Origin of the sequence: Lysobacter sp. S4-A87 (genome assembly GCF_022637455.1) — a bacterium.
Lineage (GTDB): Bacteria > Pseudomonadota > Gammaproteobacteria > Xanthomonadales > Xanthomonadaceae > Lysobacter_J.
The window spans coordinates 3,371,708-3,387,365 of sequence record NZ_CP093341.1; the positions used below are offsets into that span (position 1 = coordinate 3,371,708).

Annotated in this window: 12 protein-coding genes; 8 read left to right on the forward strand and 4 right to left on the reverse strand. The window is 69.0% G+C overall.

The annotated features are described in order from the left end of the window. Positions 1-14 precede the first annotated feature (14 nt). From MNR01_RS15145 to MNR01_RS15160, 4 genes are read left to right on the forward strand one after another with little or no spacing between them, the layout of a single operon-like run. Positions 15-6,224 (forward strand): Hpt domain-containing protein, encoded by a 6,210-nt coding sequence (locus tag MNR01_RS15145; RefSeq protein WP_241918584.1) that lies wholly within the window; start codon positions 15-17, stop codon positions 6,222-6,224. Beyond that, complete coding sequence (locus MNR01_RS15150) at positions 6,217-7,773, forward strand: chemotaxis protein CheB (RefSeq protein WP_241918585.1); 1,557 nt, start codon at positions 6,217-6,219, stop codon at positions 7,771-7,773. The genes MNR01_RS15145 and MNR01_RS15150 overlap by 8 nt, the downstream gene beginning before the upstream one ends. A gap of 22 nt (positions 7,774-7,795) precedes the next feature. After that, complete coding sequence (locus MNR01_RS15155) at positions 7,796-8,302, forward strand: chemotaxis protein CheW (RefSeq protein ID WP_241918586.1); 507 nt, start codon at positions 7,796-7,798, stop codon at positions 8,300-8,302. Further along, positions 8,299-9,375 carry a heparan-alpha-glucosaminide N-acetyltransferase domain-containing protein gene (locus MNR01_RS15160; protein WP_241918587.1) on the forward strand — a complete coding sequence of 359 codons (1,077 nt, stop codon included), beginning with the start codon at positions 8,299-8,301 and terminating at the stop codon, positions 9,373-9,375. The genes MNR01_RS15155 and MNR01_RS15160 overlap by 4 nt, the downstream gene beginning before the upstream one ends. A 95-nt stretch (positions 9,376-9,470) precedes the next feature. Here MNR01_RS15160 and MNR01_RS15165 read toward each other — a convergent pair whose 3' ends face one another. Further along, positions 9,471-10,208 carry a 16S rRNA (uracil(1498)-N(3))-methyltransferase gene (locus MNR01_RS15165; protein WP_241918588.1) on the reverse strand — a complete coding sequence of 246 codons (738 nt, stop codon included), beginning with the start codon at positions 10,206-10,208 and terminating at the stop codon, positions 9,471-9,473. After that, entirely contained in the window at positions 10,199-11,641 is a 1,443-nt protein-coding gene (gene bioA / locus MNR01_RS15170) for an adenosylmethionine--8-amino-7-oxononanoate transaminase (protein ID WP_241918589.1), read from the reverse strand. Before bioA ends, MNR01_RS15165 begins: the two co-directional genes overlap by 10 nt. A 68-nt stretch (positions 11,642-11,709) precedes the next feature. On the opposite strand from bioA, the gene nudE reads away from it, so the two are divergent. From nudE to mazG, 3 genes are read left to right on the forward strand one after another with little or no spacing between them, the layout of a single operon-like run. After that, positions 11,710-12,261 carry an ADP compounds hydrolase NudE gene (gene nudE, locus MNR01_RS15175; RefSeq protein ID WP_241918590.1) on the forward strand — a complete coding sequence of 184 codons (552 nt, stop codon included), beginning with the start codon at positions 11,710-11,712 and terminating at the stop codon, positions 12,259-12,261. After that, positions 12,258-13,055 carry a 3'(2'),5'-bisphosphate nucleotidase CysQ gene (cysQ, locus tag MNR01_RS15180; protein ID WP_241918591.1) on the forward strand — a complete coding sequence of 266 codons (798 nt, stop codon included), beginning with the start codon at positions 12,258-12,260 and terminating at the stop codon, positions 13,053-13,055. Before nudE ends, cysQ begins: the two co-directional genes overlap by 4 nt. A gap of 16 nt (positions 13,056-13,071) precedes the next feature. Further along, entirely contained in the window at positions 13,072-13,914 is an 843-nt protein-coding gene (mazG, locus tag MNR01_RS15185; protein WP_241918592.1) for a nucleoside triphosphate pyrophosphohydrolase, read from the forward strand. A gap of 34 nt (positions 13,915-13,948) precedes the next feature. Here mazG and MNR01_RS15190 read toward each other — a convergent pair whose 3' ends face one another. Beyond that, positions 13,949-14,644, reverse strand: coding sequence for a M23 family metallopeptidase (locus tag MNR01_RS15190; RefSeq protein WP_241918593.1), 696 nt, complete (start codon positions 14,642-14,644; stop codon positions 13,949-13,951). 276 nt (positions 14,645-14,920) lie between these two features. Between MNR01_RS15190 and MNR01_RS15195 the strand changes: the two genes are divergently transcribed. Continuing rightward, positions 14,921-15,223 carry a DUF962 domain-containing protein gene (locus MNR01_RS15195; RefSeq protein ID WP_241918594.1) on the forward strand — a complete coding sequence of 101 codons (303 nt, stop codon included), beginning with the start codon at positions 14,921-14,923 and terminating at the stop codon, positions 15,221-15,223. A 17-nt stretch (positions 15,224-15,240) separates the two neighbouring features. Here the strand turns inward: MNR01_RS15195 and MNR01_RS15200 are convergent, their stop codons facing one another. Beyond that, the gene (locus tag MNR01_RS15200; RefSeq protein WP_241918595.1) at positions 15,241-15,582 is read right to left on the reverse strand and encodes a DMT family protein; all 342 of its coding nucleotides are present in this window, start codon (positions 15,580-15,582) and stop codon (positions 15,241-15,243) included. Between the last annotated feature and the right edge of the window lie 76 nt (positions 15,583-15,658).

Sequence of the window (15,658 nt, forward strand, 5' to 3'; positions counted from 1 at the left end):
GAACGATGACGGTGATGCGCGAAGCAATCGACACGACCACCCTGGGCTGGATCAAGCCGGAGCTGGACGAGACCCTGCGCCTGGCGCAGCAGGAAATCGAGGCATTTGCCGAGAATCCTGCCGACACCGGCCGCATGCGCTACTGCGCCGACCAGCTGCACCAGGTGCACGGCACCCTGCGCATGGTCGAGCTGTACGCGCCGGCGATGGTCGCCGAGGAAATGGAACGGCTGGCACTGGCGTTGCAGCAGGGCAAGGTCGCTGATCGCGACGAGGCCTGCGCGGCGCTGATGCGTGGCGTGGTCCTGCTGCCCGACTACCTGGAACGCCTGCAGGGCGGCCACCGCGATATTCCGATCGTGCTGCTGCCGCTGCTCAACGAACTGCGCGCCACGCGCGGCGAGGCAGGGCTGAACGAGAGCGTGCTGTTCGCGCCGGATCTCGATCGCCCGCTGCCGGCCAGCCTGGCCGGGTCGCCGACACCGCGCAGCGCTCCTTCGCCGCATTCCTCCGGCCACCTGGCCGCGCTGCGCGACGCCCTGGCCACCTGGCCGGAAGATGGCAACCCGGCGCATCCGGACAAGCTGGCCGGTGCGGTTGACGGCCTGCTTGCCGAGGTCGTGCTGGAACCGGTGCGGCGCATGTTGTGGGTGGCCTCTTCGGTCGCCGGCGCACTGCGCGACGGCGCCTTGCCGGCAACGCGCGCGCTGCGCCAGGCCTTCGGTGGCGTCGAGCGCGAAGCGCGCCTGATGCTGGCCGACGACGGTTTCGCCGCGCCGCGCACCGAGCCGGCCGCCGAGCCGACCCGCCAGCTGCTGTACCACGTCGCCCACAGCGACGGCCGCCATCCGGCGCTGGACGACCTTCGCCACACCTTCGAACTCGCGTCGCACCTTCCCAGCGAGTCGGAACTCGAACACGCCCGCGGCAGCCTCAGCGGCCGCAATCGCGCGCTGCTCGATACTGTCGCCGCGGCGATCAAGGAAGACCTGCTGCGCGTCAAGGACGCGCTCGACCTGCACCTGCGCACCGGCCAGACCGATGTCACCAGCCTGCAACCGCAGGTGGAGGCACTGAGCCGCGTCAGCGACACGCTCGGCATGATGGGGCTGGGAGTTGCCCGCACCGTCGTGCTGCAGCAGCGCGATGCGATGCACGAGATCGTCAGCGGACGCCGTCCGGCCGACGAAGGTGCCTTGCTCGACGTCGCCGGCGCGCTGCTTTATGTCGATGCCTCGCTCGACGACCAGGTCTCGCGCCTGGGCCTGCCGGACGAGCAGGCCGACGACGACCTGCTTGCCGGTGAAGCGCGAAAGGTCCTGGACGTGGTCGTGCGTGAGGCGATCGCCAACTTCGGCGATGCCCGCCAGGCCTTCGTGGCCTTTGTCGAAACCAACTGGGACCACGCCGAACTGGCCGAAGTCCCGCGCGTGCTGGACGAAGTCGGCGGCGCGCTGCGCATGCTCGAACTGGTGCAGCCGGCCGACTACCTGACCGGCGTCAAGCGCTACACCGAGGTCGAGCTGATCGGCCGCAAGCGCGTGCCCAACGGCCAGCAGCTCGACACGCTGGCCGATGCACTGGCGAGCCTGGAGTACTACCTGGAGGCACTGCGCGAGCAGCGCCCGAACCGCAACAACATTCTCGACATCACCCGCCAGAGCCTGGAATCCCTGCGCTACTGGCCGCTGCCGGAATTCGACATCGCCGCGACGATGGCGCCGACTTCGCCGATCACGCGCGAAGAGCTGGCCAACGTCCCGGACTTCGAACTGTCCGACACGATCACGCTGGGCACGGTCACGATGTCCGCGCCGGCCGAATCGGCCGCGTCGACCAACGAGTCCGCCGCGCCGGCAACTGCCGCACCCGTGGCACCTGCGGCTCCGGCTCCGGCCCCGGTCGCGACCACGCCGCAGGCCATTGCCGCCGGCGGCTTCGAGCACAGCGACGACATCGACGACGAGATCCGCGAGGTGTTCCTCGAGGAACTCGACGAGGAGATCCGCCACCTCGGCGACCTGCTGCCGATCTGGCACCAGGCCCCGGAGGACAGCGAACGCCTGCGTCCGATCCGTCGCGTGTTCCACACCCTCAAGGGCAGTGGCCGCCTGGTCGGCGCCAAGACCCTGGGCGAGTTCAGCTGGAAGATCGAGAACCTGCTCAACCGCGTGCTCGATGGCACCCGTCCTGCCAGCCCGGCCGTGATGGGGCTGGTCGGCCACGCGTACACCGCGCTGCCCCAGCTGCACGCAGCGCTGCGTAACGAAGGCCTGATCTCGGCCGACCTGGCCGGGATGGAGGCGCATGCCGACCGCCTCGCCGAAGGCGACGAGAGCCTGTACACGCCGGCCCTGGCCGGTGTCGCCGCGGCGGCCGAGCCGGTGGTGGCCGAAGAGCTCACGCTGGAAGCGGTCAATCTCGACATGCTTGCAGTGGACGACGAGGTCGAACCGGTCCTCGCCATCGAAGAAACGATCGAGGAGGCCGCACCGGCGTTCGTGGTCGAGGTCGCACCCGGCACGCCTGCGTCGGTCGACGCGGTGCTGCTGGAGATCCTAGACGCCGAGGTCAGTGGCCACCTGGTCACCATCGAGCAGTGGCTGGCAGCCGCCAACCACGGCCCGCGCCTGGTCGACGACGGCCTGCAGCGCTCGTTCCACACGCTCAATGGCGCTTTCGCCATGACCGAAGTGCCGGTGATCACCGAGATCACCGGTCCGACCGAAATCTACGTCAAGCGCCTGCTCGCGTCCGCTACGCCGGCCAGCAGCGAAGGCGTGGCGGCCATGGCCGAAGTGGCCGATGCGATCCGTCGCACCCTGGCAACGCTGAAGACTCCGTCGCCGCGCGTGCCCGCGTTCGAAGGCCTGGCCGCACGCATGCGTGCGTTGCGCGATGGTCTGCCGGATGCGCGACAGTCGATGCCGATGAGCGTCGAGCCGATCGACGTCAGCTTCGCCATGGACGATGGCGACGAAGCCACGCTGTCGGCGATCGACCTGAGCGAGTTCACGGACCTGGCGTCCGACGCCGGCCCGGAGTTCGTAGACAGCCATTCGCATGCTGCCCGCGTGGAAGCCGAACTGGCCGAAGCGAGCCGCATCGAAGCCGAGCGCCTGGCGATCGAGCAGGCCAATGTCGCAAGCGTCGACGTCGAGCGCGTGCAGGCCGAGCGCTTCGCCCTCGAGCAGACCGACGCCGAGCGTCTGGCCCTGCTCCAGCGCGAGCAGGAAGCCCGCCTGGAAGCCGAGCGTCAGGAAGCCGCGCAATTCGAGGCCGAGCACCTGGAAGCCGAGCTTCTCGCAGCCGCACGTCTTGAGAGCGAGCGTCTCGAAGCAGCGCGCCGCGAATCCGAGCTTCTCGAAGCCGCACGCCTTGAAACCGAGCGCCTCGAAGCGGAGCGCCTGGAAGCCGAACGCCTCGAAGCAGAACGCCTCGAAGCAGATCGCCTCGAAGCCGAGCGCCTCGAAGCAGAGCGCCTCGAAGCCGAACGTCTCGAAGCAGAGCGCCTCGAAGCCGAACGCCTCGAAGCAGAACGCCTCGAAGCCGAGCGCCTGGCCGAGGAGGAGCGCGAGTACGCCCGCCTCGAAACCGAATACGCCGAGGCCGAACGTGCTTCCCGCGAGCAGCAGGTGGCCGCCATCGAAGCCACCGCATCGGTGGGCCTGGCGGCGTTTGCCGACGCCGGCGCCCCGGGTGCCAACGAGTCCGATGGCGACCCGGTCGACGACCAGCCGGCTGCATACGAATCGCACGCCGAAGTGGCCGGCGCCGAAGTGGCCGACGATGCGCAGGAGCCGGCAGTCGCCGCGCTGATCGCGCACGCACTGGCCGCCAGCGACGATCCGGACGAAGCGCTCGACCTGACCGGACTCGATCCGGAACTGGTCGACATCTTCGTCGAGGAAGCCAGCGACCTGCTCGACCACTCCGACGGCCTGCTCGCGCAGCTGCGCCAGGCGCCGGGTGACCGCGAGCCGGTGGTCGGACTGCAGCGCGACCTGCACACCATCAAGGGTGGCGCGCGCATGGCCGGCATCATGGCCGTGGGCGAACTCGGCCACGCCATGGAATCGCTGCTGGAAGCTGTCGCCGAACAGCGTTGCGAGCTGGGCCGCGATGGCGTGCCGCTGCTCGAGCACGGTTTCGACCGCCTCCATGCCATGGTCACCCGTGTCGGCGAGCGCCGCGCGATTGCCATGCCGGAGGAGCTGATCGCCCAGTTCGACGCGCGTGCCCGCGGCCAGGCCTACGTGCCCGCCACGCAGGTCGAGGACGCCAAGCCGGCCACGGCCGCGCTGGAAGCGCCGCAGCACATCGAGCTCAAGCCGCTGTCCGCGCCGATCAGCGACGCACCGGTGGTCGACGAAGACGACATCGGCGTGCGCGCACCGCAGGAGCAGGTGCGCATCCGCGCCGACCTGCTCGACCGGCTCGTCAACTACGCCGGTGAAGTCGCGATCTACCGCGCCCGACTGGAACAGCAGCTGGGTGCATTCCGTGGCGCCATCGCGGAAATGGCAGCGACCAACACGCGTATGCGTGACCAGCTGCGTCGACTGGAAATCGAAACCGAAGCGCAGATCGTCGCCCGCTACCAGCGCGAAGGCGACCTGGCCGAGCAGGCGTTCGATCCGCTCGAGCTCGACCGCTTCTCCAACCTGCAGCAGCTGTCGCGTGCACTGGCCGAGTCGGCCGCTGACCAGACCAGCCTGCAGACCACGCTCGACGACCTGACCCGTCAGTACGAAACCCTGCTGCTGCAGCAGTCGCGCGTGAGCTCGGAACTGCAGGAAGGCCTCATGCGCACGCGCATGGTGCCGTTCGACGGCCTGCTGCCGCGCCTGCGCCGCGTCGTCCGCCAGGCCTCGGGCGAACTGGGCAAGCATGTCCAGCTCAAGCTCGACGGTACCCAGGGCGAACTCGACCGCAACGTGCTCGAGCGCATGACCGCGCCGCTGGAACACATGCTGCGCAACGCGGTCGCGCACGGCCTGGAAACGCCGGACAAGCGCCGCAAGGCGCACAAGCCGGAAGAGGGCACGATCCGCATCGCGGTCCGCCGCGAAGGTTCGGAAGTGGTGCTGGAAGTCGGCGACGACGGTGCCGGCCTCGACCGCGCCGCGATCCGCCGCCGTGGCGAAGAGCGTGGCCTGGTCCGCGCCGACGCGACGCTGTCCGATGCCGCCCTCGATGCACTGATCCTGGAACCGGGCTTCTCCACCGCCGATGCCGTCAGCCGCCTGTCCGGCCGCGGCGTGGGTATGGACGTGGTCGCCAGCGAAGTGCGCCAGCTCGGCGGTACGCTCGACATCCATTCGGTCCCGGGCAAGGGCGTCAACTTCACCCTGCGCCTGCCGCAGACGCTCGCGGTCACCCAGGCCGTGTTCGTCCGCATCGGCGAGACCACCTTCGCCGTGCCGATCGCCTCGGTCCGCGGCGTCGGCCGCATCGCCCGCGACCGCCTCGACATGGCCGACGCGACCTACCGCTACGGCGGCGAGGACTACACCGTCCACGACCTGGGCGCGCTCGTCGGCCACGGCACTGCCAAGGCCGAAGGCCACCTGCAGATGCCGCTGCTGCTGATCCGCTCCGGTGACCTGCGTGCCGCGGTCTGCGTCGACCAGGTCGTCGGCAACCGCGAAATCGTGGTGAAGGCGGTCGGTCCGCAGGTTGCTTCGGTGCCGGGCATCTTCGGCGCGACCATCATGGGTGACGGCCGCGTGGTCGTGATCCTCGACGTCGCCCCGCTGGTACGCCGCCAGATGCTGCTGCCGCGCGATCACGTGCCGGTGGTCGCCGCACCGGTCGAACAGCGCCGCGTGCCGCTGGTCATGGTGGTCGACGACTCGGTGACGATGCGCAAGGTCACCGGCCGCGTGCTGGAACGCCACAATTTCGAGGTCCTGACCGCGAAGGACGGCATCGACGCCCTGGAACGCATGACCGAGCGCGTGCCCGACCTGATGCTGCTCGACATCGAAATGCCGCGCATGGACGGCTACGAGCTGGCCACCGCCATGAAGGGCGACTCGCGCCTGCGTGGCGTGCCGATCGTGATGATCACTTCGCGTACCGGCGACAAGCATCGCCAGCGCGCGTTCGAGATCGGTGTCGAGCGCTACCTCGGCAAGCCGTACCAGGAGCCGGAACTGATCCGCAACGTCTACGAACTGCTCGGCATCAATGCGCAGGGGGCATCGCGCGGCCATGAGTGAGTCTTCGCGTCGCGCGGTACTGCTGGCACGACCGGGCGCGGCGTGTGAACGCCTGCGCTCGGCGCTCTCCGACGCCGGTGCGCAACTGGTGCTGGAAGCCGACCCCACCACGCTCGACCTGTCCACGCTCGGACTGGCCGCGCCGCAGGTGATTGTCGTTGCACTCGATGCGGCCACCGAGGACGCGATCGAACGCTTCGATCCAGTGCTCGCCGATCCCGCCGTCGAAGTGATCTATGAGGAGGCGGCACTCGCCGCGGCCCGAGAAGGCTGGGACCTTGCCCGCTGGACCCGCCACCTGGCGGCGAAGCTGCAGGGCCACGGCGACGTGTTGCCGCCCGGGCACGAACCGGAAGGCGAGGGCGATTTCGCCGTTGATGCCCAGGAGGTACCCGCGCCGACACAGGTTGCCGCGCCCATCGCGGTCGCCGCTGCGCCGGAGGCCGTACCGGCAGCGCCGGCTGTGCTCGAGGCGCCAGTGTTCGAGGCAGCGGTCGTCGAGACGGCAGCCCTGAGCCCGTTCGACCCGGTGGCCGCCGAGCTCCACTACGAGCCGTCCATCGCCGCCACCGGCGCGCCTCCGCTGATGGACGTGCAGACGCTGGACGCCATCGAGATGCCGCTGCTGGACGAGCCGGGAATGGTCTCGACCGACGACGCCGCGCTGGTGATCGAGCCGTTCGAATCCAGTTTCGATTACGAGATGTCGCCTGCGGCCGCACCGGTCGCGGTCGAACTGCTCGACGAAGTCGTGCCCGAAATGTCGCGCGAACGACGCGCGCCGGCCCAGCCGGTGCTGCTGTTCGACGCCAGCCGCCCGCCGGAAATCGCCAGTGACGATGTCGCGCCGGCCGCCCCGACTGCAGCTGCGGCCGCACCGCTGGCGCCGGACTGGTCGTTTGCCGAAGACAACGCCGGCAACCTGGCCGGCACCGACAGCCACGTCGCGAACAACCGCTTCCAGCGCGACCTGGGTGACCTGGAAACACGCATTTCCGCGCTCGAGCTGGTCGAAGACCGCCAGACCGTCCACAACAACGGCGCCGTGCTTGTGCTGGCCGGCATCGGCGGCCCCGATGCCGTGCGCCAGTTGCTGGGCGCGCTGCCGGAAACCTTCCCGCGCCCGGTCCTGGTGCAGCAGCGCCTCGACGGCGGCCGCTACGACCGACTCGTCGCGCAGATGCAGCGCGCCACGCCGTTGCAGGTGAAGCTTGCCGAGCCGGGCCTGCTGGCGATGGCCGGCTCGATCTACATCCTGCCCGCCGAGATCGCGATCGCCGTCAACGAGTCTGGCATCCGCTTCGTCGAAGGCAACGGCGATGTCATCGCCTCGCTGCCGTCGGCGGACTCGGCGGTGCTGCTGCTCAGCGGCAGCGACCCGGCCCGTGTCGATGTCGCGATGAACCACTCCTGGGCAGGCGCACTCGTCGCCGGACAAGCGCCCGACGGTTGCTACGACGCAGCGGCCTCGGCCGAACTGATCGCACGCGGCGGCGTCGCCGGGCAGCCGGTCGAACTTGCCGAACGTCTGATCGCACGTTGGAACTGAGCGGGCAGACAGGACCCTACAGATGCCGAATCGAAACCATTCCAAGCACGTTGCAGCCGTACCGACTGTCGAAAACGACATCCGGGGCGTGCTGATCCAGGTCGCCGGCGGCCGCCTGCTGCTGCCCAACGCAACGATCGCCGAGGTGCTGTCCTACGCCGAGCCCGATCCGCTGACCGACGTGCCGGACTGGCTGCTGGGCCGCATCCGCTGGCGCGGCTGGCAGCTGCCGCTGGTGGCGTTCGCGCGCCTGGCCGGCCTTGCCGACGAGCGCGGCGGACTGGGCAGCAAGGTGGTGGTGTTGCGCGCCCTGGGCGGCAATCCGCGCGCACCGTACTTCGCGATGCTGACCCAGGGCTTCCCGCGCCTGGTGACGGTGTCACGCGACACGTTGATGGTGGTCGAAGACGCCAATGCGCTGCCCAACGGCGTGCGTGCGCGCGTGCTGCTCAACGAGGATGCTGCGTTCCTGCCCGACCTGGAGTCGATTGAAGCGCAGGTCAGCGCGGTGCTGGTGCAGGCGGCTTGAGCGAAACACCGGCGGCACGCTACGCGTCGGTCGATGCACTTCGCGGCATCACCGTGGCCGCGATGCTGCTGGTCAACAACCCGGGCGACTGGGGCCATGTGTATGCCCCGCTGCTCCACGCCCATTGGCATGGCTGCACGCCGACCGACCTGATCTTCCCGATGTTCCTGTTCATCGTCGGCGTGTCGATCACGCTGGCGCTGATGCCGCGCCTGGAGCGCGGTGACGCGCCAAGCGTCCTGGCGCGACCGGTGCTGGTCCGCGCCGCACGCATCGTCGGCCTCGGCCTGCTGTTGCACCTGTGTGCGCTGTGGGCGTTCGACCTGGCGCACTACCGGGTGATGGGCGTCCTGCAGCGGATCGGCCTGTGTTTCGCCGCTGCGGGCCTGCTGGCCTTGCATGCGCGTCCGCGCACGCAGTGGCTCGTGCTCGCCGCTTTGCTGGTGGGTTATGGCGCATTGCTGGCTGCTGGCGGCAGTTACGAACCGTTCGTCAATCTCGCCAGTCGCGTGGATCATGCGCTGCTGGGCGTCCATGTCTACCAGCTCGATCCGGCCAGTGGCCGCGGACATGATCCCGAAGGCCTGGTCAGCACGCTGGGTGCGCTGGCGACGACGGTGCTCGGCATGCGTGCCGGTGACTGGCTGCGGCGCGGCGATTTGCGTGCGCTGTGGCTCGGCGGTGCGGCAGCGCTGGCAATCGGGCTGGCATGGTCGTGGTGGCAGCCGTTCAACAAGAACCTGTGGACGCCGTCGTACGTGCTGTGGACCGGCGGCATCGCCTGCTGGGTGCTGGCGGTGGTGCACTGGCTGGTCGATCGCCAGGGACTGCCGGCGCTGGGGCGTGCGTTCGGGGTCAATGCGATCGCGGCCTATGCGGGGTCGGCGTTCATGCTTTATGCGCTGGTGGCGGGCGGTTGGCTGGAGCCGTTGTATCGGCTCGGATTCGCTGACTGGATGACGCCGCGATTGGGTCCGTATGCGCCGTCGCTGGCGTTTGCCATTGCTGTAGTGGTGGTGTGGTGGGTGGTGGTGCGCGTGCTCGATGCGCGGCGGATCTACTTCAAGATCTGACCCTCCGCTAGCCGTAGCCCGGGTAAGCGCAGCGCACCCGGGATCGTGCCTGCCGGTCCCCGGGTGCGCTGCGCTTACCCGGGTTACGGTGGCTACTACTGCAGATCGCCGAACCGCGCCTGCAACGCCGCAATTGCAGCCAGCCCTGCGCTCTCGGTGCGCAGGATGCGCGGCCCCAGCCGCAGTCCAAGGAAGCCAGCCGCGCGCAACTGCTCGCGATCCAGAGGCGACCAGCCGCCTTCCGGGCCGATCGCCAGGTACACCGGTTCGCTCACATCCAGCGCCAGGCTCGAGAACGCCAGCTCGCCTTCCGGATCCAGGATCAGGCGCAGGCCCCCTGGAGGCAGGCCCGCCAGCGTCGCCGCCAGCGTCACCGGCGCGGACACCTCGGGGACCACCGCGCGCCCGCTTTGCTCGCAAGCCGAGGACACCACGCTGCGCCAATGCGCCAGGCGTTTCTCCGCGCGCGCTTCGTCCAGCTTCACTTCGCTGCGTTGCGACCACAGTGGATGGAATGCCGCTGCGCCCAGTTCGGTCGCCTTCTGCAGGATCAGGTCCATCTTCTCGCCACGCGCCACGCCCTGCAGCAGCACCAGCCGCAACGGCGACTCGCGCAGCACCGGGGTGGAGGCATCGATGGCCACGCGCAGTTCCCGCTTGCCCAGCGCCACGATCCGCGCTGCGTAGTCGTGGCCATCGCCGTTGAACAGCACGCAGGCGTCGCCCACGCCCAGGCGCAGCACGCGGCCCAGGTGGGCTGCGGCGCTCTCGGGCAGGACGACTTCGCTGCCGGCAGCCAGCGGCTGGTCGACGTGGACGCGGGTCAGGCGCATGCGGTGGCCTCGTCGATGACGGCGCGGGTGGTGTCGGCCAGCAGCTGCAAGGCTTGCTCGTCGATGCAGTAGGGCGGCATCCAGTACAGCACATCGCCCAGCGGTCGCAGCAGCACGCCGCGATCCAGCGCGGCGCGGTAGGCGCGCAGGCCGATTCGCAGTGCGGGATCGAAGCTGGCGCGACGGTCGCCGCCGGGGGTCAGTTCGAAGGCGACGATCATGCCGGCCTGGCGGACGTCGGCGACATGGCGGTGTCCGGCCAGCGGCGCGGCCAGCGCGGCCATGCGCTCGGCGGTGCCGCGATTGCGGTTGACGATGTCGTCGCTGGCGAAGATGTCGAGGCTGGCCAGTGCCGCCGCGCATGCCAGCGGATTGCCGGTGTAGCTGTGCGAATGCAGGAACGCCTTCTCGCGCGAGTCGTCGAGGAAGCCGTCGTAGATGGTCTGCGTGGTCAGTACCGCCGCCAGCGGCAGCGCGCCGCCGGTCAGGCCCTTGGACAGGCACAGCAGGTCCGGTTGCACGCCACTGCGCTCGCTGGCGAACATCGTCCCGGTGCGGCCGAAGCCGACGGCGATCTCGTCGCAGATCAGGAACACGCCATGCGCGTCGCACAGTTCGCGCACCAGCTTCAGGTACAGCGGGTCGTGCATGCGCATGCCGCCGGCGCACTGCACTCGCGGCTCGATGATGAGCGCGCAGACTTCGTCGCCGTGCTGTTCGAGCAGGTCGCGAAGGCCATCGGCGGCACGTCGCGCGCGATCTGCCGCGCTCTCCCCGTCCTCGCTCAGGTAGGCATCGGGCGACGGTGCGAACAGGGCTTGTGCCAGCAGCGGTGCATACACGCGCCGGTACAGCGGGATGTCGCCGACCGCGAGCGCGCCCAGGGTCTCGCCGTGGTAACCGTTGTCGAGCGCGATGAACTTGGTCCGTCCCTCGATGCCGCGGTTGCGGAACCAGTGGAAGGCCATCTTCAGCGCGACTTCGACGCCGGCCGAACCGTTGTCGGCGTAGAACACCTTGCCGAGCGGTTCGCGGCCGGCCTCGCGCGGTGCGATGGCGAGCAGCCGCTCGGCCAGCTCGACCGCCGGCGCGTGCGAGCAGCCGGCCAGGATCACGTGTTCGAGCGTCATCGCCTGCTGCGCGATGGCAGCGGCGATGCGCGGCTCGGCGTGGCCGAACAGGTTGGTCCACCAGCTGCTGATGGCGTCGAGATAGCGGCGGCCGTCGCGGCCGACCAGCCAGGCGCCTTCGCCACGCTCGATCGGCAGCAGCGGCAGGGTGTGGGGATGCTCGCGCATCTGCGTGCACGGGTGCCACAGCACCGCCAGGTCGCGGGCGCGCCAGCGCTCGGCGTCGCGATCACGGTCGCTGTCGCCACCTGCCCGGACACCGGCCTCTGCTAGCATCGCCTTATCGTGAGTGTTCTTCTGCATCCCACCATTATCCCGCCTGGCGGCGCGCGGTGCAGCGCAGCGGCCGGGGCCTGCCACGGAACCAGGCCATGAGCCGCCGGCTGCCTACCATCCACAGCATCACCGAGCACGACGCCGGTCCATACCGGCTCGAACGACTGGAGCTGGAGTTCGCCAACGGCGAGCGCCGCAACTACGAGCGCCTGCACGGGCGGGGCCACGGCGCGGTCGTGGTGGTGCCCCTGCTGGATGACGACACCGTGCTGCTGGTGCGCGAATACGCCGCGGGCATGCACCGCTACGAGCTGGGGCTGGTCAAGGGCCGCATCGACGCAGGCGAGACGCCGGAGCAGGCCGCCGACCGTGAACTCAAGGAAGAAGCCGGCTACGGCGCGCGCTCGCTCAACGTATTGCGCTCGCTGACCCTGGCCCCGACCTACATGAGCCACCAGGCGCACCTGGTGCTGGCGCGCGACCTCTACCCGGAGCGACTGCCGGGCGACGAGCCCGAAGAGCTGGAAGTGGTGCCGTGGAAGCTCGACGACCTCCACCAGCTGATCTTGCGCGAGGACTTTTCCGAGGGTCGCAGCATCGCCGCCCTTTTCATCGCCCGCGAGTGGCTGAGGACGCACCAGACATGATCTCTACCGAACTGCGCGAAGGCGTGATCGCACTGGCGCACGATGCCGCCGCCGCGATCCTGGGCATCTACGACAGCGATTTCGCCGTGCAGCACAAGGACGACGATTCGCCGCTGACCGCCGCCGACCTGGCCGCGCACCGTTGCATCGTCGACGGCCTGGCGCGCCTGACGCCGGACATCCCGGTGCTGTCGGAGGAATCCGCGCACGAGGTTCCGACCGCGCAGCGGCGCCAGTGGACGCGCTCGTGGATGGTCGACCCGCTCGATGGCACCCGCGAGTTCGTCAAGCGCAATGGCGAGTTCACCGTCAACATCGCCCTGATCGAAGGGGGCGTGGCCGTGTTCGGCGTGGTGCAGGCGCCGGTGACCGGCGTGCTCTGGCACGGCGGCGCGACGCTCGGCGCCTTCCGCCGCGAAGGCAACCGCGACGAGGCCGTGCGCGCCCGCGCGCCGGCCACGTCGCCGCTGCGCGTGGCGGCGAGCCGTTCGCACCGTGACACCCGCACCGAGGCGTTCATCGCCCGCATGGGCCACGTGGAGCCGATCGGCCTGGGCTCGTCGCTGAAGTTCTGCACCCTCGCCGACGGCAGGCTCGACGTCTATCCGCGTTTTGGCCCCACCAGCGAATGGGATACCGCGGCGGGCCAGTGCGTGCTCGAAGGTGCCGGCGGCGTCGTGCTCGATCCGCAGGGCCGTCCGTTCCGTTACAACCAGCGCGAGGGGATCCTCAACGGCGACTTCATCGCCCTGGGCGATCCTGCGCTGCCGTGGCGGCAATGGCTCGGCGACTGACTGGGCACCACACACCATGTCCGATCCCGGCAGCAACTCCATCGACCGCCTCCTCACCATCATGGCGCGCCTGCGCGATCCGCAGAGCGGTTGCCCGTGGGACGTGCAGCAGGATTTCGCCAGCATCGCGCCGTACACGATCGAGGAAGCCTACGAAGTGGCCGACGCGATAGATCGCGGCGACCTGGGCGACCTGAAGGACGAGCTGGGCGACCTGCTGCTGCAGGTGGTGTTCCATGCACGCATGGCGCAGGAGCAGGGTGCGTTCGAGTTTGCCGACGTGGTCGCCGCGATCAGCGACAAGATGGTGCGCAGGCATCCGCATGTATTTGCCGATGCTGCAGTCGAGGGAGTCGAAGTCGAGGACGCCGAAGCGCAGACGGTCGCCTGGGAAGAACACAAGCGCCGCGAGCGCGAGGACAGCGGCCATGAAGACCGCTCCGCGCTCGCCGGCATCGCCCGCGGTCTTCCCGAATGGCAGCGCGCGGTGAAGTTGCAGAAGCGTGCCGCGCGGGTCGGCTTCGACTGGCCCGACGTGACGCCGGTGATCGCCAAGCTGCACGAAGAGATCGAGGAAGTGCGCGCCGAATTCGCCGCATTGGACGCCGACCCGGGTGACGCCGCTGCGCGCGACCGGCTGGAGGACGAAATCGGCGATGTGCTGTTCGTCTGCGCCAATCTGGCGCGCCACGCGAAGGTCGACGTCGGCACCGCATTGCGCAGGGCCAACCTGAAGTTCGAGCGCCGCTTCCGCACCATGGAGGCCCTGGCCGAAGCCGAGGGCACCGAACTGTCCGGTCAGTCGCTGGAAGCGCAGGACCGCTACTGGGACCGGGCCAAGGCCGCGGAGAAGTCCTAGCAGCGCAACGACCGGCGCTTCGTCAATTCCTGAGTCAAATCCCGGCGAGATAGTTGCGCGGGTCCACGCGCGCACCGTCATGGCGGACCTCGAAGTGCAGGTGGGGTCCGGTCGAACGCCCGGACGATCCCACCAGCGCGATGGGCTGGCCGGCCTGAATCGGCTCACCGGTGTGTACCAGCAGTCGCTCGTTGTGCGCGTAGAGGGTGCTGCAGCCGTTGCCGTGGTCGATCAGGACCAGGTTGCCGTAGTCCTTGCTGAAGGCCGCGCGTGCGACCACGCCATCGGCCGACGCATGCACCGCCGTGCCGGGCGGCGCGGCGAAATCGATCCCGTTGTGGAACGCGGCACGCCGGCGCAGCGGATGGTTGCGAAGGCCGAAGCCGGACGTCACGCGGATTGCGTCCAACGGCAACCGCATCGAGTCAGCGGGCGTTTTCGCCGATTCGAAGGCGAAGGGTTGTTCGGGCGAGGCCGCGATCGGCCCGGGCTGCGGCAGGGCCACGACCATCATGGCTGCTGCATCGGGCAGCGCCGATGGTTCGTGCGATGCCGCAGGGCTGTCCTGTGTCGCCAGGACGATCACCAGCGCCGCGCCGGCCACGTGCAGGCTGGCAAGCCTTCCCGAGCGGAGGCGGCGGGCGCTGGAACGGACAAGGGACGGAGGCTGGCGGCGGGGGTTGTGAAGCATGACGGAGGTCCGGAACTGGCACCTTCCAATGGCGCGCACGCAACCACACTGGCCAGGCGACGAGGGCCAGGGGCGGCGTCTTGAACGAGAGCACCGGCCGGGGCGCCGGAGCGATGTAGGGGACGTTTTGTCCGAGGGCCATTGTCCGGATGGCCGGCATGCAGGCCATCAGATTCGTCCCAAAAGATTTTCGTCCCCCAAAGCGCCCGCTTGCCCCACCGCCGGCGCGGGTGCACGATCACGTCCGGACCGGCGGCAGACGGGCCGCGCAACGCGCGGCGCACCGGTCCAACCGGGGACATTGGGAGGAACAACGTGCCGCGCTTCGCCAGCTTCCGTGAGTTCTACCCGTACTACCTGGGCGAGCACAGCCATCGCACCAGCCGGCGCCTGCATTTCATCGGCAGTTGCGGGGTGCTGGCGCTGCTGGCATTGGCCATCGTCGAGCGTAACGGCTGGTGGCTGCTGGCCGCGCTGGTGTGCGGCTATGGCTTCGCCTGGGTCGGCCACTTCTTCTTCGAGAAGAATCGCCCGGCCACCTTCCGCCACCCGTTCTATTCGTTCGCCGGCGACTGGGTGATGTTCAAGGACATCCTCAGCGGCAAGATCAGGTTCTGAAGATCAATCCAGGAAGATCAATCCAGGAAGATCAGCCAGGCCGCCACGGCGATCAGGGCAAAGCCGGCCCAGTGGTTCCACTTGAGGGGTTCGCCCAGGTACCAGGCGGAGAAGCCGGCGAAGACGAGCAGGGTGATGACCTCCTGCATGCCCTTGAGCTGGGGCGCCGAGTAGACGGCGCTGCCGAGGCGGTTGGCGGGGACCATCAGGCAGTACTCGAAGAAGGCGATGCCCCAGCTGACCATGATCGCCATCAGCAGGGGTGTGGACTTGTACTTCAGGTGCCCGTACCAGGCAAAGGTCATGAACAGGTTGGATCCGAGCAGCAGCAGGATCGGGTAGAGGCGTTCAGCAGGCATGGGAATATTTCGCCATAGGGACTTTGTTCAGCTTAAGCACAGCACCTTCACGAAACATCCACACTCGCAAAGGCAG